This window comes from Legionella bononiensis (genome assembly GCF_016786215.1).
GTDB lineage: Bacteria > Pseudomonadota > Gammaproteobacteria > Legionellales > Legionellaceae > Legionella > Legionella bononiensis.
Genome location: NZ_JADOBG010000022.1, coordinates 674,089 through 693,108 on the forward strand (window position 1 = coordinate 674,089; position 19,020 = coordinate 693,108).

Below are 19,020 nucleotides of genomic sequence, written 5' to 3' on the forward strand. Positions count from 1 at the left end.
AGCAAATGCATCAAAGAGTACAAATCTTTATTTTTTGCTCATGGACGCAAAAAACTCCTCGGCTTGCTTTTTAATCTGCTCTTGGGTCAAATCCTTTGTGTGGGTTGCAATCATCCAGGAATAACCAAAGGGATCCTTTATCTGACCAACACGGTCGCCCCAAAACATGTCAGCAACAGGCATAGTGACTTTACCACCAGCGCTTACAGCCTGAGCAAATGCCTCATCAACATGAGCAACATATAAAAAAAAGCTAATAGGTGAACTGCCCACACTCTCAGCGCTTTTGGAACAATTGTCGTTCCCATCCATCTCATCCCCCATCATGATGAGAGAATTTCCTATTTTCATTGTGGCGTGCATCACTCCCGTGCCGTTTAATTTTGGAAATAAATCAATTAATTCAGCATTAAATGCTTTTTTATAAAAATCGATCGCTCTTGTTGTATCTTTAAAGATAAAACTTGGCGTAACGGTATGAAATCCGGCTGGAATTGATTGTGTCATGGTATTCCTTCTCCAAAGTGATATGAATTATTTTAATTCTCAATTTTAAGGAAACAGATTTATAAAGCCCCCTTTCATCAAAATATGTATAGACTAATAAAGATAAAAAGGGTAACAGTATTTATTTTTTCTTCATGCACAATAGAGGGAATCTATTCTAAGTCGATCAGAGAAAACTCTGAGCGTTCCTCGCTTTTTATATCCTCCTTAACAATTCGTGAGGATACCTTGGGAACAGGCCTGACATGCTGTACTCTTAATATTTCCTTAAGGATTTATGACTATAATTTGCACAGAACGATTCGGGGTAAATAAACTGGAGTTTACATGAAAACTACTCAAGAGTTACTGGCACTGCTTAAAACAACTGAAGCGGATACATTTGAAGACATTCAAAAAAGATATTTGACATTAAAAGAACAGCAAGAAAAACTTGAAAAACTAAAAAGAATGGGCGCTGTCAATCCATTTGGTCCACAGCCAGCCACTTTAATTCCGGTTGCAGATCTCAAGAATGCCTGGGCTAATATTGATTCTGAATCTAAATACCAGTACTTCAAATCCACAGGAACGTTTCTAGCCATATCATCCTCTCAAACGAATGATCAAAAAGAATCAACGGATCAAAAGCTCGCGCCACAGAGAGTAACACCTATTTTAGATTCGCTTACTAAGGAGCGTCCCTTATTTAAAAATCGTAGATTGCCAAGCAGAGCACGAGCAAAAACGTCACTTAAAGCAGATGATGAAGTAGCGCCAATAGCCGAACCGCAATCAACTCCTGTATTTACCTCTGAATCCAAAGATCAACGAACTAGCATCCCTACTGTACCTGAACAGACCAACGGATCAACGCCAGTAGAGTCTGAAAAAACAGTAACAAAAAACCTGCCTTCTCTAAAAGAACTTCAGGAAATGATTCGAGATAAAGTGCCAAGAGTGATACCAGCTCATCTACAAAGTAAGCTAACTACCAACACGATACAGCCTCAAACAAATAATGCAACGACACCAGTTGAAGCCAATAGTCAACTAACTGCCAAAGAACTTCAGGAAGCCGTATTCAAAGCAGTACAAGATTACACTGCATACCATACGGGTGGAAATAAAGGAAGTGCGCAGTTAAACAGAGGTCAAGGCGATGGGTTATTTAGTTTTTTACGTCACGGAGCCAAAGGTCTAGCCACCGCTAACGCATTATATAACTCCATAAACTCGGATAACATGTCAGTACAAGAAACCGTAAAGGTTTTAAAAGATTTTATGAGCAATTCATCCAGAGCTTATCATCACCATTCATTTACCTCGTATCTTGCCGACGCCCTGGCACAAAAGGGAGTAGTGACCGCACATAAAACGTCACGTTACAATCAAAATGAAGTAATACAGGAAATGGAACAATGGATACTGGCTAACTCAACCTCACAAGCCAATAAAACTTTATAAAATTCGATCTCGTCCTGTTTTTAGATACCTGTTTCAGGTGTTTCAAAAACAGGACGTATCGCCAACGGATCGGATTACATCACTTGTTTCAATCACTAAAATAATCTTCATAAATATTCTTATAGCTTCCATCGTTCTCTAATTGCATTAATACTTTATTTATGGATTGTATTAACACCATGTTCTTTGGCAACGACATAATTCCCAAACCCTCGCCCACAGCAAACGGCTCATCCAATTTGGATAAAGGAATGTCGGTTTGGTGTAACCAGTAATTAAATTCCTCCGAATCCATTAATATGGCATCGAGCTGATGCTTACTTAAAGCAGAAATTAGCGGAAGAGGATCTTCATATAACTCCACTTGAATTTTGAGCTCAGGATTATCCGTCTGAAAATCCTGAAGATCAGAAGAATTGGTTGCGCCAACACTTCTACCTTTCAAATCACTAATCGAATTTAAATTACTGGTTTTTAATACAAGAAACTGGCTTTTACTTATTTTGTAAGGAAGGGTGAACGCATAATTCATCTGTCTTTTTTCCGATATAGCGATAGCGCCCATCGCCAGATCAATGGTTCCTTCATTTAATGCAGTATCTAATTTTTTAAATTCCATTGGTTTAAAAATACAGGTCTCATTCAACCGTTTACAAATAGTCTGCATTAAATCCACGTCAAAACCCTCAAACTGATTGATTACATAAGGCGGTTTAAAATAGGGGATGCCTATGACCAATGATGCATTAATAGATGTGACATAACACATAAAAAATAAGGAGCAAATAGATAGCCACCACTTCATTTTATTCTTCTCCGTTAATCCTCTGCCAATGGAACTTCGGTTCAAAAGTTCTAAATATTCCCTATTTCAAGTGTCTGCTCCTCTTAATTTTAGTTCAAATTTAGAATTTTACGATCATTTTTCAACCAAATGATGAACGAAATTTCTTCTGGGCTTTTAAACCCAATTTGATGGGGCATGTGATTTATATTTACAATTACTGCGCTTTTTTTTACTATTCTGCAAATTCATATACAAATAATGGAGTAATCAATGGCCGGGCCCTCATTTTTTTCACAATTAAATTCAACTTGGGATGAATACCATTCTTTAAGGAATAAATATTCGGATGCTATCCCCGTTCCTCAAAAGAGTTATTTTAGCCGCATTCGGTCTATAGATGAGTTTGCAACCTTAGCGGTTCGACCGATTGAAAAACCACTTTGGCTTGGCATTCATACCTTGAGTTTTTTATTAAAAGCTTTATTGTCCCTTGCTGTATCCATTATTTTAGCCCCTTGTGCTCTGGCTTTAGTCATCATTGCTCCTACATCTGACTTAAGCAAAGCAACCAGTGAAACCTTCAAACTGGCGGCAACGCATACTTTTGTATCAACTGGTATGACAGCATTGGCATTGATATCATCTGTCTTAGCTGTGGTGCTAAATCCTCTTTATCTGGTAACTCGTGCCGCGTCTACAGTTGTCGACAGCCTCAACACAACTACGGAAACTTGTTGTGGATTATCACTGACCCGATAAACAAATGCAGGATTTACGAAAAACCCCAAGGTCGAGGCTAAAGGAATTTTTAATGAAGGAGTTTAGATACACTAAATGACGGAATTAAAAATTCCTTTTAACGAAGAGATTGGGCGTTTTACGTAAGTCCTGTTGTTGAGCCGATACACTCGTTTCGGCTCCTCTCTTCCTCTTACAACACATGATTTTAAATGATTTTTTTTATGATCTGCATTAAAGTAACCAAAAAATCAATATCAACGTGTAACACATTCAATAAAGGAAGGGATAATGCGAGTAAAAGCAGCAATAGCATTTGCACCAGGTGAACCACTTGTAATAGAAATGGTTGATTTGGAAGGGCCAAAGGATAATGAGGTTTTAGTAGAAATCAAAGCAACCGGTATTTGCCATACCGACAGCTATACTTTGTCAGGACAGGATCCTGAAGGACTCTTTCCTGCAATTCTAGGCCATGAAGGTGCGGGCGTGGTGGTTGAAACAGGAAAAAATGTAACCGGATTGAAACCAGGCGATCATGTCATACCTCTATATACACCTGAATGCCGTCAATGCGAATATTGTCTATCCCAAAAAACCAATTTATGCCAGGCCATTCGCAGCACTCAGGGCCGGGGGGTCATGCCAGATGGAACCTCTCGATTCAGTTTGAATGGTAAACCCATTCATCATTATATGGGAACATCAACCTTTTCCAATTATACCGTTTTACCAGAAATTGCCCTGGCAAAAATTCGTAACGACGCACCGTTTAATAAAGTATGCTACATCGGTTGTGGTGTCACTACAGGCCTTGGAGCGGTGTTATTTAATGCAAAAGTTGAGGCTGGCAGTCGAGTAATAGTCTTTGGCTTAGGCGGCATAGGACTTAATGTCATCCAGGGCGCACGCATGGTGGGTGCACGACAGATTATTGGAGTTGATATAAATACGGATCGCGAAGCGCTTGCAACCCAGCTGGGTATGACTGATTTTGTCAATCCAAACGACGTACGAGGGGATTTAGTTGGTCACTTGGTTGAATTAACTCAGGGTGGTGCTGATTATACCTTCGAGTGTATTGGAAACGTAGACGTCATGCGCCAGGCGTTAGAGTGCTGCCATAAAGGTTGGGGAGTATCGACTATTATTGGCGTGGCGCCTGGCGGTCACGAAATATCGACTCGCCCCTTCCAATTAGTTACAGGAAGAGTGTGGCAGGGTTCCGCATTTGGAGGAGCACGTGGACGTACGGATGTACCTAAAATAGTTGATTGGTATATGGAAGGACGAATTAATATTGATGATCTGATTACCCATGAATTACCCTTTGATCAAATCAATGAAGCCTTCGAAATAATGCGAAGAGGGTTAACCATTCGCACCGTACTTAACTATTAATTTATTGCTCCAAGGGAGTTCGCCTATGTCTATTCAGTTAATGGAACAACATCAATGTTTTAATGGATCCCAAGAAGTCTATTCTCATTGGTCTGAAACGACAAACTGCACTATGAAGTTTGCAATCTTTCTTCCACCTGAAGCAAAACACCAAAAGGTACCCGTGCTTTATTGGTTATCTGGCTTAACCTGTACCGAGCAGAATTTTATTACCAAGGCCGGCGCACAACGCATGGCCTCTTTGCTTGGTCTGGCTATTGTTACACCCGATACAAGTCCTCGCGGACTTAATCTAAAAGATCCAGATGGACGCGAACAATTTGGCGAGGGGGCTGGTTTTTACCTTGATGCTACCGAATTACCCTGGAGCATGCATTATCGAATGTACAGCTATGTCAGCAATGAATTACCACATCTTATCAGCATTAATTTTCCAGTAGATGACCGTCGTTGCGGTATATTTGGTCACTCGATGGGTGGCCACGGCGCATTAACTATTGGTCTTAAAAATTCCGCCAAATTTCGTAGTCTTTCTGCTTTTTCTCCGATATGCGCGCCCACGAAAACACCTTGGGGAATCAATGCGTTTGAGGGGTATCTCGGAGATAATCAACAATCCTGGCAACAATACGATGCCTGTGAATTGGTCAAAACGCATCACTGGCCGCATGGTGAACTTCTGATTGATCAAGGAAGAGCGGATCCGTATCTCCTCGAACAGTTAAAACCCGAATATTTTGTTGCCGCATGTCAGCAGAGCAATGTTCCTTTAAAACTAAGAATGCATGAACATTATGGACATAATTATTATTTCATAGCCACTTTTATGGAAGACCATTTGCGATTTCATGCAGAAAAACTGAGGGCCTGATTGCATCATCAAATTCTTATCCATAAATTACCCAGTTCATTAGCTAAGACTTAATAATTGAGTTAAGATGTAAGTTTTTATTACGTAACTGTTATGAAAAAATGCGTTATTCTGATAATAAGTCTATACTTGGGTTACCTCCCCAGTATTTATGCAAATAAAAGTCAACCAACAATTAATTACTCGACTGGTTTGGGAACCCCTATAACTACAGCTACTACGGATACTTCTGATAAAGGTGGCTGGGGTGTTAGCCAACGAGCGGAATATTTTTCCTACAAACCGTTTTCTGATTTGGAATTAATGCAAAATCCGGAAGCTGAAAGTCAAAACGCCTATTTCATTAATTATTTAATGATAAACTATGGTCTTACAAACAATATTACTGTAGGTGCCATTTTACCCTATGTCTATTCTTCCAATCTTCGAGCAGCTAGTTTAGATGAGTCATCTATGGTATCCCAATTAGGTAATATCTCTGGAGTCAGTGATACTAATCTGTTCTCTGTATGGAAATTAGTCGAAGAAGATAAATCCCCAATTTCTATGGCATTACTTACAGGTATTAATGCCCCAACAGGAAAAACCTCTGTATTAGATAATGAAGGGGTATTTTTCGCAGCCTCAGACCAGCCCGGAAGCGGTGCCTGGTCACCATTTGCGGGGCTTATTTTTACCAAAAAATGGGATAGGTTCCTGTTGAGTTCTAATTTAATTTATACTCAATACACCGAAGGCTCGCAAAATACGACTTTAGGCTCCATCGTCAATTATAACTTTGCTGCGGTTATTGATTTATATGATAATCCAAATAAAAACAAACCATTTCAACTGGATGGGATACTGGAGATAAATGGTGAATATAATTATGACACCATAATAGATGGGATAAGTGAGCCCAATAGCAGTAGCAGCAGCATATTTTTAACTCCCGGTCTTCGGGCAAATTTCGGTTCAGCTGTATCCATTTATTTTGGGGCAAACTTACCGCTGATGGAGTATTATCATGGAATCTCAGCAAAAACTAATTACAGCTTTATTGGTGGAGTCGATATTTCGTTATGAACGTACAGATCGCCATTGTTCTGATCAATACAACACCAGCTCACGCAATACACAGGTAGCATATGCACCTGCTGGTAAAGTAAACGATAATTCAGCAACCGAATCATGAATTGAATAATTGCATTGATCCAGATGAAGAATGTTAGAGCGCCAGGCTTCTTCCAGGCCATTCCTCTCCAATCCAGCCAACCAGGAACTCCACTCAGAATAGACTTCATTAATTAATTCCAAAGCCCTACCCTTCACCAGATTTTTCCCTTTGCCAGGCAACGGGCTTGCGGGGGAAATATCCCGTTCCTTAATACGATTTAATAAATTCTCATCAACGTCATCAATAACAAAAATACTGTTTGAACCTCTAAGCTGAATCACATCCCCTGGCTGAGGTACATTCCAGGTTAAATCGAATACTCGCCGGGACAATACTAAATTATAAAGCCATGAACGTGCAGCAGAACAGTAAATACCTTTTAAAAATCGGTCCTTGACTTTTCGTCCCTGTACCAGCATTTCTTCTGCTTTTATCAAGTTTCCACCTTCACGACCAAACCGTTGCTCCCCAAAATAATTAGGAACACCTGTTAGTTTAATACGTTCCACTCGCTCCGCTAATTCCTGTTCATTGGAAACGTCCCTCAATCTCATTATAAAATGATTGCCCGTTAAAAACCCCGGCCTTAGCTTTTTATTATGGCGAGTGCATTCTAAAACCCGCCATCCCGGTGCTTCTAGTGTTTCAATACCTGCAATCTCTTCCCCAGGAGCATGGATACTTAGCCATTGAGTTGCTAAAGCCTGGCGGTCTTTTAAACCAGCATAGCTGATGAGTTTTATTGGCTTATTAATCAATCGCGCCAGTGATTTAACTACCTCCTCAGTAGTTAATCCTCTTTTTTCAATTCGGATCAGAATATGTTCACCTTCTCCACTAAATTGCCCATCAAAATATTCATTAACCTGAAAATCTTCAGGAGCCAATTTAAAACTGGCTGTAGATTTTGGAATACCATGGATACGTGGCCAATCTAGAGAATACATCAACAAATTCCTTAAAAAACCTAGCCAGATCACTGTTCGTTGACATCGTACTAACGAGAAGAATAACGGATTGATTTTTGATCCCCGGAACGCCATTCATACTCAGAATGCGAGTACCGGATTACAGAAAATCGACCTGTTTAAACCAAGACGGTAGAAATGTTAACAGCCCCAAATCACTGACCTACGAATGAGTGGGAATACAACTGTTCAAAGTATAACATGAGAAGAGAGCTCAATTAAATCATAGTGATTTTATTGTTAACTGATAAAGAGTAAATGCCGTCAGTTAATTAGAGCGACTAGATTATTCATCGATTAAATACGACAAAAATTTATCACTGGTCATCTCTTTTGAGAAATACCAGCCTTGTACCAAATCACAATTAAGCGAACGAATTAAATCCAATTGTTCCTCTGTTTCTATCCCTTCAGCAATAACCATCAATTTTAATTTTCTGGACAGAGCAATAATACTGCTCACCAGATTTAAATCATTATTATTGGTGTTGAGACTCTGAATAAAAACGCGGTCAATTTTTAAACTTTTAACGGGATAAGAACAGATGTAATTCAGTGATGAATAACTCATACCAAAGTCATCTAATGAACAATGAATATTCATCCTGTTTAACTGATTTAGTTGAGACCAAATTAATTTGGAGTCATCATTAAAGGCCGACTCTGTAATTTCAAAAATCAGGGATTCGGGATTTACTTCAGCCTCGTTCAATATCAATTTGAGTTGCTCTATAAAATCGATTTGTTTTAATTGAAGAGTAGAAATATTAACCGCGATTTTTATTGATTTACCGGTTATTAATTGCCACTCTTTAATCTGAGCACATACATTTTTTAATATCCAATAGCCTAATGGAATGATCAGGCCCGTCTCTTCCGCTATAGGAATTATTTGTTCTGGGGTAATCTGTCCTAATGACAGACTATCCCATCTTAATAAAGCTTCAGCCGCTATAACTTTATTCACTTTAATATCAATGATTGGTTGATAGCAAATATATAACTCGTTACGAGCCAGTACCTGAGGCAGTTCTGCCTTGATACGAATAGAATGTGTTGCCATATCCGTCATGGCGCTAGCAAAGACAGTCCAGTTATTCTTACCCTTCATTTTGCTTTGATACATCGCAGTATCTGCATTACGCATTAAGGTTTTTGCGTCAATTCCCTGATCAGGATAAATGGCAATGCCAATACTGGATGAAATAACCAGATCCCGGGATTCAATTTTAAAAGGCCGCAAACAAATTTCCTGACATTTTATGGCAATACGCTCCGCATCAGATATGTGATTTACATTTTCCAGAATCAGCATAAACTCATCACCACCCAAACGAGCAATAGTATCTGTCTGTCTAATAACAGAGAGATATCGCGTTGATAAGTCTTTTAGTAACAGGTCTCCAGCTGCATGCCCCATAGAATCATTTATTTGTTTAAAATCATCAAGGTCCAAAAATAGAACTGCCAGTTTTTTTCTACTCGCATAAGCTTTGGAAATGGCGCGCTCTAATTTATTTACACCATAGGCACGATTAGGTAAATTAGTTAAATGATCGTAGGTTGCCTGATGTTTGAGCAATTCCTCATAACTTTTCTTCTGTGACACATCTTCCATAACTGCGAGATAATGCGTTGTCACTTCATCATCATTACGAAGAGGGGATATTATTGCAGATACCCAAAAATCCTCTCCTTTTTTATTTTTATTGAGCAGTTCACCTCGCCACTCTTCATCTTTAATTAACTGATTCCACATCGACTCATAGATTTCCACAGGGGTTTTACCCGACTGAAGTATTCTTGAACTTTGCCCCAAAAGTTCATCCGCACAATAACCCGTCTGTTCGAGTACTTTTGCATTAACGTATTCAATAACTCCTGATTTATCAGTAATCATGACTAATACAGGACTTTGCTCCAGGGCACGTGTTAATTTTCTTATCGTATTTTCTGAGCATTTCCGATCAGTAATGTCTCTAACTATAGCCAATACCAATTTTTCGCCGGTGACATTAAAAATACTCAGACGCACCTCAACAGGAAAAGAAGTTCCATCTTTTCTTTTGTGACGTCCTTCAAGAGTAATTGGACCGTCCTGCAGATCCTTCCACATTTGACTCAATACGTCATAAGTCACGCCGACTTCTATATCCCAAACATATAAATTACAAATCTCTTCCCGCGAATAACCTAATGACTGACATGCTGCGTGGTTAGTTTCTAAAAAATGACCGCTTAAATCATGAATGAAAATAGCATCAGAAGCGGCGTTCATCAGATTTCTGTACCGTTCCTCACTTATTGTCAACTGATTAATCTGTTTTATTTGATCGGTGATATCTTGTTTAATTGCAATATGCTGGGTGACTTTGCCCACTTCATTAACTACGGGCACTATGGTCGTTTTAGCAATCCAATCGGTACCGTCTTTTTTCCTGGATTGAATTTGTCCTTTCCAAATGGCTCCAGCTTCTAACTGGGTCTTTATCTGCTCAAATAAAGTGATATCTTCTATAGGAGAACGCAATAATGAAGCGACTGTCTTATTAAGAGCCTCAGAAGCATTGTAGAGGGTAATTTTTTCAAACGCAGGATTGACGTATTCAATGACGGCTTCTTCATTAGTAATTTCAATAATATCACCTGCTTTTTCAAGAATGGTATTCAATAATTTTTCTCTGTTTTTAACTAGTATTTTCGAAAAAGTAAGCGCGCAAATCCCTAAAAAATCGTTAAGAAAAGGAGTCATTAATGCTAAAAAGGGTACTGTCGAATCAAGCCATATACTGATACAAATGAACGTTTGTTGTGTTTTTTCAAGACAAATATCAATGCGCTTCTTTAAATTTTCCGACCGTTGAGTTCTAAGTCTGACTGTTTTGATTTGTAAAAGAGAGCTGGCTGCCAATTTGTTTGAAGCCTGTCGCAGTTCCTTTTGAATATCAAAATTTAAACCTTGCGACGCAAGATGACGAATGGATTGATGCACATCATATTGCCAGAGTACGATTATTTTATCTTTTAATAAGGGATGTTGAATAAACACTTTTAAAACCTGTCCTGCAAAATCAGGTAACGACAGTTCATCATGGCTATTCTCGATCAATTGACTAATAAGCTCACGTTCAAATTTATAGGTACTTAAGTAATCTTCCTGATTCTTTGGATGACTTGAACGAATAGAGAGTAGGGTTTTTCTTTTTTTATCCATCATGAACTTACACCCACAATGGTCAAATATCATACATTAATATTAGGCGCTTATTTGACATTAATCAAAATCAAAGCGTTTTATTTTCAATCACCATTCCGCGAATTCTACAGTAAAAGTAGAGCGGATTATCATTTTTGGTATATGCTTAATAATGTATTTAGCAGAGGGAGTTATCATGAGTTTTAAGAAAAAAGTGGCCATACTGAATAGTTCCAGAACTCCTTTTGTTAAATCCCATACACACTATCTGGGCAAATCAAATCAGGATTTACTGGGGGCTGCCTTAGCCGATTTAATACAAAAGACACACATTCAAGGCCAATTATTAGGTGATGTGATCGCGGGCGCCGTCATCAATCATCCCTTTGACTGGAACCTTGCGCGCGAAACGGTATTAGGAAGTGAGTTATCACCAGAGACCCCAGGATTAACCATACAACGAGCCTGTGGAACTGGATTGGAAGCAGTGAACTTAATTGGATTAAAAATCGCCAGTGGCCAAATCAGTGCAGGCATAGGAGGCGGCACAGATACCAATTCAGACATTCCCTTAATTGGTCAGAGAAAACTGACTCATTTTTTAATTAAATTGAAACAAGCTAAAAGTGTTACAGAAAAACTCTCGGTTCTCAAAACATTCAGGCCAGGTATGTTAAAACCTCAATTACCTGAAGTACGAGAACCACGTACCGGTTTGTCTATGGGAGATCATTGTGAACTCATGGTTAAAGAATGGAATATTACTCGTGAAGCACAGGATGAACTGGCACTTCGTTCGCATCAGAATGCCGCGCACGCTTATGATGAAGGATTTTTTGATGATTTAATCACCAATTTCAATGGGTTAAGTCGCGATACCATTACACGTCAAGACACCACATTGCAAAAACTGGCGAATTTAAAGCCTGCTTTTGATCACTCAGATAAAGGAAGTCTTACAGCAGGAAACTCAACTCCTCTGACCGATGGAGCCTCTGTAGTTCTTTTAAGTTCACCTGAATGGGCAAAATCCCGTCAATTGGAAGTACTGGCTTATTTCGTAGACTGTGAAGTCGCCGCTGTTGATTTTGTACATGGAGCAGGTTTGTTAATGGCTCCCACCATAGCAGTAAACCGCTTGTTAGAACGAAATAATCTCCGTTTGCAAGATTTTGATTTTTATGAAATTCACGAAGCTTTTGCTGGCCAGGTACTTTGTACTTTAAAGGCTTGGGAATCAGACGCGTATTGCAAAAATGTTTTAGGACGAAAATCTCCTTTGGGAAGTATTAATTTAAAACAAATGAATGTAAAAGGTGGAAGTCTTGCTCTGGGTCACCCATTTGCCGCTACTGGCGGTCGATTGGTAGGATCTGCTGCCAAAATGCTTGCCCAAAAAGGTAGCGGCCGGGTCTTGATCAGTGTATGTACCGCAGGAGGCATGGGCGTAGCCGCAATTATAGAACGCTAAATCCAGTTCATTTTTATCCTGAACCTCATGCTATCATTAAGTACTTTTTAATCCACGAACAGGAACATCCATATGATATACGTAATGATTAATTATTTGTTCGGCCTGTTCACTGGTTAATGGCTTCGTGATTGCTCCTTCCATGAAATACTGCTCACAATCATATTTCACGACATCAGCTTCATATCCTGTTAAAGCAATAATGGGAACATGATGCTTCGTATCTTTTTCCATATTACGTAATTGCTTGGCAACTACATACCCCGAAGTATCTTCCAAACCAATATCCATTAATACCAAATCATATTTACCTGGATCAAACAGCTTTAAAGCCTTATCCCCTGTATCAGCAATATCGACCTGACAATTCAAAGCTGTTAAAAGAGCCTTCTCAACATTCTGGGCAATTAAATTGTCCTCTATCATTAATACATTAGGCAAAGAGGTTACTTTTGACACCTGTTCTGATTTTGGAAGTTTTTTGGATTTGGTATTTTGCTCCTGAATTTTAGATGCACTGATATCCGTTAGTACAACCACCAATCCAACTACATTTTTATTCTCATCAAACATAGGAACGCGATTGGTTTTAAAATAAAAATGCTTTTGCTTGTCATTAAGTATTGGTTTTTCCTCAACATTATACTGAGATTCACCGGTAAATATGGCATTCATATCTTCTAATTTTAACGCCTCAACACATTCCTCACTCCAATGAGCAAATTTTTTCATTTGCAAATAGGGGGTTCCTTTAAAATCACGAAGTTCATTCAAGCCTAAAAATTGAACAAATCGATTATTGCAGCCCAGTAAATTACAATCCACATCAACCCAGTAAACAAGATCAGGGATACAATTCATGATATCCATATAATATTGATGAATCTGTTCTATATCCTCTGGATTTCCTTTTTGATGATTCCAAAACATGAGTACTCTCCCTTCTTTTGTTTTTCATGAAAATTATAGTACATATTGGACAATTATGCGTCTTTTCAGATTGGTGACCAGGAAGAATTAAACGAACATCAGGGCGTATTGACCCGTCATCCAACGAGTGCCAACACGCCCTGAAATTGATGCTATTGATTAATAAAACAAATACAAAGTGTTTTTTAATTTTAATGCTTGATAATCAAAGAGTTAGAAACAAATTCGGGATCTCTCGCTGCATTGCAAATCATAATTTTCCTGTCTTAATATAGAAATTCATTCGATTATTTTACTGAGCTATTAATGGCGGCACTTACTGTATTTGCATTTGGTACTGGGGAACAAAGTAATAAAACAAAAAATATAATCTCCCAATTTTCTACAGCCTGTAGTAGCGATCACTTCATTATCGAAGGCCCAGATTGGCTTGGAAGAGAAGTTAAGGGTAATGCCAAAAACGCGGCTCGTCGAATCGTAAAATGGTTAAGTGCTCAAAACAGCCTGGATAACTCGGTAAATTTAACCGGATTTAGCCGTGGATCCATCACCTGCATCCATATTGCAAACCGTCTAAAACAATTCGAATCCTATCTGGAACATCGAGCAAAACCTTTAAATGCACAGCAAAGCAAATTACTGGCCCAATTGAAGGCATTAAAATTAAACCTATTTGCTATTGATCCGGTAGCAGGGATGAGCGATAAAAGTGAAAAACTTGCTCGAACCATTCCAGACAATGTAAAAAATTATATCGCCTTACTGCAAATGGATGAGATGCGGCGTGATTTCAAACCTCAGGACATCACACGCACCATTATTATGTCGCCAGAACAAACGAAAGTATCCATGATCCCTATGTACGGGAATCATTCGGATAATACTAAAATAAAAAATGAGAAGATGCAGAGTGGCGCAAAATTATCCTGGTATATATTGCATTTTTTCTTAAACCATAATGGTACGCAATTCAAAAATAACCAAGCACCGCCAATAATAGCTCATCATCTTGAACAGGGTGTTATGGAGCTTCCTGAACACCCTGATGCCAAAAATCTATTAAAATTATGTTCACTTCATCATAAAGAAAGAGAACATTATTTAATTTCAGGCCAAGAGTTTAAAATTCATGATGGAATACCTTTACCCAGGATAGCAAGAACGTTAAATAACCATTTAAAATATTATGTAAAAAATTTCCAATTTTTTACGAATCAAATAGAACGAGAACTATTTAAAATATCCTATCCCAGAACGTTTAATTATTTATTTGAAAAAAATCAGTTTGATGAACGATTTCCCCACGACAGCGCCAGTAACGACCAGGATGTCATAGCAGAACTTGAACACCTCAGACTGGAGGATCCCGATTTATTCAAACGACTGGGTACACGAGGTGTAGCTTCTACTGATAAGGGTATTTCTCTGGGCAATCCTCGCGGAATCTATTATTTAGAGCCTTGTTCCAGCATCCAGCAAATTGCTCCACAGCTGGTACCTGATTTGGTGAAACAGCGCGCACAAGCAATGAATAAACTGCCACAACTTGAATTGGAAGTTTATCGGCTCTGTTTTCGTTATCAACGGGAAAAGTCAGAACTGAATTTTGACTCTAACCGCTCCCTATCCTCACTTGTTATAAACATTCGCAATGAAATCAATTACATTGTAAATAATTCCACATTGAGCAGGGATATCAAGTATCACCTCATTCTGGACAAAATTGAAGCACACTATGAATTTCTCATTCAGTCCAATAGCCCATCTGAATTAAAATTCATGTTACGCGACTTATTAAAAAAACAAGGACGCGAGTACCAGATTCATCAACATTCATTGTTAAATGGCGTTTTGATAGGGCTGGTAGACGCTTTATTCTGTCTTATCAGAGAAATCATCAGCTTTCTGGGAAATTTAGGGTATATTGGCGGCGCGACTTTAAGTTTTATTGGCACCGGAATTCAGGATCTGGGACGACGAATCAATGAAGTACTTGGGGAATTTGGCTATAACTCACTAAAATATACTCTGAGCGCTCTTGCGACTCTAATAGAGATAATTGGCTTTGCGATTAAAAACAGTTTTGGATTAAAAGCGATAACCGAGATAATTACTTTATGTATAAACAGCATTAAAAATACTTTGGTCGCGGCTATCAACTCTACCGAAATCGAGCGCCTGGACAATAATCAAACAGAAGCACACGAGCATCCTGAGAAATATTCCACATTCAAGACCGCACAATTCAGACATCGACTGTATTATCAAAGCCTTAATTATTCATCAGAACAAGGACTGTCTCATCAGGAAAGAAATACCCTTGTTTCAAAAATACTGACAACGGTAGATCTGTAAATTCTTTAGAGGCCTTGGGCCCTCTCTGGATACAGCACCAGAGTATTGGAGTCACTGCCATTAAGTGAAGCACTATTTATTGTAGATTGGCTATTTTCGTAGCCCGTATTAGCGAAGCGTAATACGGGGAAACCATGAAGTGTGTTCCCAATTCGATCCTGTATTACGCTCTGCTAATACAGGCTACTCATCCTTAACTTAATGGCAGTGAGGGTTGGATAATTTCATCAAGCAAGATCACTCAGGGTAACTTCAGGAACTTCCATGATGAGATGTTCCGTATAAGCAGTTGATGGCGTTTGAAAACCAACTGGAGCATTCCCTGCTAAAATGTTCCTCATAATGACTAATGAGATTATTGACGTCAACTCATAACCATTGGGTGTAGTCATCAAGGCAGCTTTTTTAATCCCCTCCCGATTGATCACTTCACCGTATATTTTAGAAAGCGAATTTTGCCGTTCGGCACTGGATGGTCCCTCCGGTAATTGTCTGATTTTATATTCAATAAGATGTTTAATAGGAGTCCATTTAAATATCGATTTAACTGGATTAATCCATTTGTTAAATTGAATCATTTTTTTAGGTAATGCCATATAGGTTTCTATATGAGGTATTCCAGTACTCCACCAGGCAGAAGCTAAATCACCCCATGAAATGGTACTGCACGTTAACAATTTTTGAATGCCAAAATCAAAGGTTCGCGTCTTCCAGTTCCTGGAATGACGATTTAAATGACCATTATCTCGGATAAGCGTTCCTTCAGAAATCCCTGTCATCATCGTTCTGGCCGTTCCACGAGAAACACTCGAACCCGCTTTCATTCCCTTTTGTAAAAATCCTATGGCAATAGTTAACTCAATTGCATCGGGTAATTTACTTTTCAAATGCTGAGCCAGGCAATCACTGGGAACCACATCAAATCCCGCGCCAGGTAATATCATAATCCCTGCGGATTTAGCCTGTTCATTCAAAGTCATTAATTGTTCAATAACCTGTACTTCACCCGTTATATCGACATAGTGAGTTCGTGCCGCAAGACAGGCTTGAACCATTTTTTTATATGTATGGATAAAAGGGCCGGCACAATGTAAAACTGCTGTAAATTCTTTTAAAATATTTTTAGCTTGTTCCTGGTCCTCAAGATCAAAAACTCTATAATCCAGATTTAATGCTTTGGACTGACGAATCAGTTGTTCTTTATTTCTTCCACCCAACACGGGATTCAGCCCTTGTTTCACGCTTAATTCAGCAATTAATGTTCCGGTATAACCATAAGATCCGTAAATTAAAAAATTATTTTTCTTACTCACGTCAATCCCTTGTTAAGATACTGATTTATTTCATCTTATAACTTTATTTCAACATTATCGAGGTAAAATTAAGTCCGTTAATGACTTCAAAGTCTATATTAATCAAGTTAACATAGGGCATTGGAATCCTTTCTAAAGTTTCTATGAGAACACCCCATTTTCTTGATCATCTGATAGCGGAAGTAGACACCGCCCTTCGCACATTACTTCCTCCATCGAAGAGAGTATCTTCTCGTCAGTCACCGGCAGCACAAATTGACGACGCACGTCTCTCTTCTCATGATAAAAAACATGTTGCAGGTTTAATGCGAGTAAACCATTCCGGTGAAGTATGCGCGCAGGCCTTATATCAAGGACAAGCATTAACAGCCCAATTAGCACATGTTAAAGAACAAATGACTCAAGCCGCGATTGAAGAAACAGATCATCTGGCCTGGTGTGAAGAGCGCTTGTCGGAATTGGGGTCAAAACCCAGTATACTGAATCCGTTCTGGTATTGCGGTTCAATTTTCCTGGGCGCGCTTGCTGGAATTGCAGGAGATAAAATCAGTCTGGGATTTGTTGCTGAAACGGAGCGTCAGGTAACCGCCCATTTAAAAAAACATGTGCAAGGCTTACCTGCCGAAGATGAAAAATCCAGATTAATACTTGAACAGATGCAAACAGATGAAGAACATCATGCCGCTATGGCCATTGAAGCTGGGGCAGCAGAGCTTCCCTATCCAGTAAAACAATTAATGAGTTTCGTATCAAAAATAATGACCAAGAGTAGTTACTATTTTTAAACAAGGAAATGTTAGATATGGACTATAATACTTTATTTATTCTGTTCGTTATTTTCATAGCCTTTGTTTTTGATTTTATCAATGGATTTCATGATGCAGCCAACTCCATAGCGACTATAGTGACCACTGGAGTATTGACACCGAGGCAGGCCGTTTTATGGGCAGCCTTTTTCAATTTTATAGCCTTCCTCATTTTTAATCTTACTGTCGCAAAAACGATAGGAAGCGGTCTGATTGACACCGCACTGGTTAATCCACAATTTATTCTGGCCGCTCTGATAGGGGCGATATTCTGGAACCTGGTGACCTGGTATTACGGTTTACCTTCAAGCTCCTCTCATGCCCTTATCGGCGGATTGGCTGGAGCAGCTCTCGCCAAGGGTGGTTATACATCACTAAAATTAGCTGGATTTGCCAAGGTAGCTGCGGGTATTTTTATATCTCCCGTACTGGGCTTACTCATCGGATTTCTCATCACTCATTTTCTAACTACCCGGCTCAAACATAAAAGTGAAGAGCAACTTGATAAATTATTTAAAGGATTTCAATTATTTTCCTCAGCATTACTCAGCCTGACCCATGGTGGAAATGATGCCCAGAAAACAATGGGTATTATCGCCATTCTTCTCTTTTCTGCCTCGTGGATCAGTGGAGAATTCTATGTACCATTCTGGGTGGTCGTTTCCTGTCATCTGGTAATCAGTCTTGGTACCCTGGCTGGTGGGTGGCGGATCATTAATACCATGGGAAATAAAATAACCAAATTGAATACTCTAAAAGGCTGCGCTGCGGAAACTGGCGCCGCCTTTACTATCTTTGCGGCTACCGAATGTGGTGTTCCAGTCTCAACAACACATACTGTTACTGGAGCGATAGCTGGTGTAGGTTTAGTTAGTGGATTTTATGGCACTCATTGGAAGATGTTACGCAGAATATTTCTGTCCTGGTTATTGACCATTCCTGCAGCAGCAATGGTTGCTGCTGCAATTATGTTAACCTTGCATTAACTCATTAGGGTGTGTTGACAATTCATCAAAATAGTCCCATCGTCGCCGAACGTCGAAATCGAAATTCTCAACACACCCTATTTAAAAAG

15 protein-coding genes are annotated in these 19,020 nt (G+C 39.1%); 9 read left to right on the forward strand and 6 right to left on the reverse strand.

The features are described from left to right. Positions 1 to 27: 27 nt before the first annotated feature. The gene (locus IZU94_RS16445) at positions 28 to 507 is read right to left on the reverse strand and encodes a VOC family protein (protein WP_203113172.1); all 480 of its coding nucleotides are present in this window, start codon (positions 505 to 507) and stop codon (positions 28 to 30) included. Positions 508 to 834: 327 nt separating this feature from the next. Between IZU94_RS16445 and IZU94_RS16450 the strand changes: the two genes are divergently transcribed. After that, positions 835 to 1,953 carry a hypothetical protein gene (locus IZU94_RS16450; RefSeq protein WP_203113176.1) on the forward strand — a complete coding sequence of 373 codons (1,119 nt, stop codon included), beginning with the start codon at positions 835 to 837 and terminating at the stop codon, positions 1,951 to 1,953. An 88-nt stretch (positions 1,954 to 2,041) separates the two neighbouring features. Here the strand turns inward: IZU94_RS16450 and IZU94_RS16455 are convergent, their stop codons facing one another. Next, positions 2,042 to 2,758, reverse strand: a complete 717-nt coding sequence (locus IZU94_RS16455; RefSeq protein ID WP_203113179.1) for a transporter substrate-binding domain-containing protein — start codon at positions 2,756 to 2,758, stop codon at positions 2,042 to 2,044. A gap of 252 nt (positions 2,759 to 3,010) precedes the next feature. Between IZU94_RS16455 and IZU94_RS16460 the strand changes: the two genes are divergently transcribed. The 4 genes from IZU94_RS16460 to IZU94_RS16475 all read left to right on the forward strand — a co-directional run bounded on the left by IZU94_RS16460 (position 3,011) and on the right by IZU94_RS16475 (position 6,815). Beyond that, on the forward strand, positions 3,011 to 3,499 hold the full coding sequence (locus IZU94_RS16460) for a hypothetical protein (RefSeq protein WP_203113182.1): 489 nt from the start codon (positions 3,011 to 3,013) through the stop codon (positions 3,497 to 3,499). Positions 3,500 to 3,769: 270 nt separating this feature from the next. Further along, on the forward strand, positions 3,770 to 4,879 hold the full coding sequence (locus tag IZU94_RS16465; RefSeq protein ID WP_203113185.1) for an S-(hydroxymethyl)glutathione dehydrogenase/class III alcohol dehydrogenase: 1,110 nt from the start codon (positions 3,770 to 3,772) through the stop codon (positions 4,877 to 4,879). A gap of 25 nt (positions 4,880 to 4,904) precedes the next feature. Beyond that, a complete protein-coding gene (gene fghA, locus IZU94_RS16470; RefSeq protein ID WP_238400557.1) occupies positions 4,905 to 5,750 on the forward strand; it encodes an S-formylglutathione hydrolase in 846 nt (281 codons plus the stop codon). A 93-nt stretch (positions 5,751 to 5,843) separates the two neighbouring features. Beyond that, on the forward strand, positions 5,844 to 6,815 hold the full coding sequence (locus IZU94_RS16475; protein WP_238400558.1) for a transporter family protein: 972 nt from the start codon (positions 5,844 to 5,846) through the stop codon (positions 6,813 to 6,815). 24 nt (positions 6,816 to 6,839) lie between these two features. Here the strand turns inward: IZU94_RS16475 and truD are convergent, their stop codons facing one another. Both truD and IZU94_RS16485 read right to left on the reverse strand, forming a co-directional pair. Continuing rightward, complete coding sequence (truD, locus tag IZU94_RS16480; RefSeq protein ID WP_203113188.1) at positions 6,840 to 7,853, reverse strand: tRNA pseudouridine(13) synthase TruD; 1,014 nt, start codon at positions 7,851 to 7,853, stop codon at positions 6,840 to 6,842. 307 nt (positions 7,854 to 8,160) lie between these two features. Next, positions 8,161 to 11,091, reverse strand: coding sequence for a sensor domain-containing protein (locus IZU94_RS16485; protein ID WP_203113191.1), 2,931 nt, complete (start codon positions 11,089 to 11,091; stop codon positions 8,161 to 8,163). Between the two features lie 175 nt (positions 11,092 to 11,266). Here IZU94_RS16485 and IZU94_RS16490 point away from each other — a divergent pair, with 175 nt between their 5' ends. Next, the gene (locus tag IZU94_RS16490) at positions 11,267 to 12,541 is read left to right on the forward strand and encodes an acetyl-CoA C-acetyltransferase (protein ID WP_203113194.1); all 1,275 of its coding nucleotides are present in this window, start codon (positions 11,267 to 11,269) and stop codon (positions 12,539 to 12,541) included. A 36-nt stretch (positions 12,542 to 12,577) separates the two neighbouring features. On the opposite strand, the gene IZU94_RS16495 is transcribed toward IZU94_RS16490, so the two are convergent. Next, a complete protein-coding gene (locus IZU94_RS16495; protein ID WP_203113197.1) occupies positions 12,578 to 13,471 on the reverse strand; it encodes a response regulator in 894 nt (297 codons plus the stop codon). Between the two features lie 306 nt (positions 13,472 to 13,777). On the opposite strand from IZU94_RS16495, the gene IZU94_RS16500 reads away from it, so the two are divergent. Next, positions 13,778 to 15,826, forward strand: coding sequence for a DUF5621 domain-containing protein (locus tag IZU94_RS16500; RefSeq protein WP_203113200.1), 2,049 nt, complete (start codon positions 13,778 to 13,780; stop codon positions 15,824 to 15,826). Between the two features lie 227 nt (positions 15,827 to 16,053). On the opposite strand, the gene IZU94_RS16505 is transcribed toward IZU94_RS16500, so the two are convergent. Beyond that, entirely contained in the window at positions 16,054 to 17,139 is a 1,086-nt protein-coding gene (locus IZU94_RS16505; RefSeq protein ID WP_203113202.1) for a saccharopine dehydrogenase family protein, read from the reverse strand. A gap of 143 nt (positions 17,140 to 17,282) precedes the next feature. Between IZU94_RS16505 and coq7 the strand changes: the two genes are divergently transcribed. Both coq7 and IZU94_RS16515 read left to right on the forward strand, forming a co-directional pair. Next, entirely contained in the window at positions 17,283 to 17,924 is a 642-nt protein-coding gene (gene coq7, locus IZU94_RS16510; RefSeq protein ID WP_203113204.1) for a 2-polyprenyl-3-methyl-6-methoxy-1,4-benzoquinone monooxygenase, read from the forward strand. A 17-nt stretch (positions 17,925 to 17,941) separates the two neighbouring features. Beyond that, positions 17,942 to 18,931, forward strand: a complete 990-nt coding sequence (locus IZU94_RS16515; RefSeq protein WP_203113206.1) for an inorganic phosphate transporter — start codon at positions 17,942 to 17,944, stop codon at positions 18,929 to 18,931. Positions 18,932 to 19,020 lie beyond the last annotated feature (89 nt).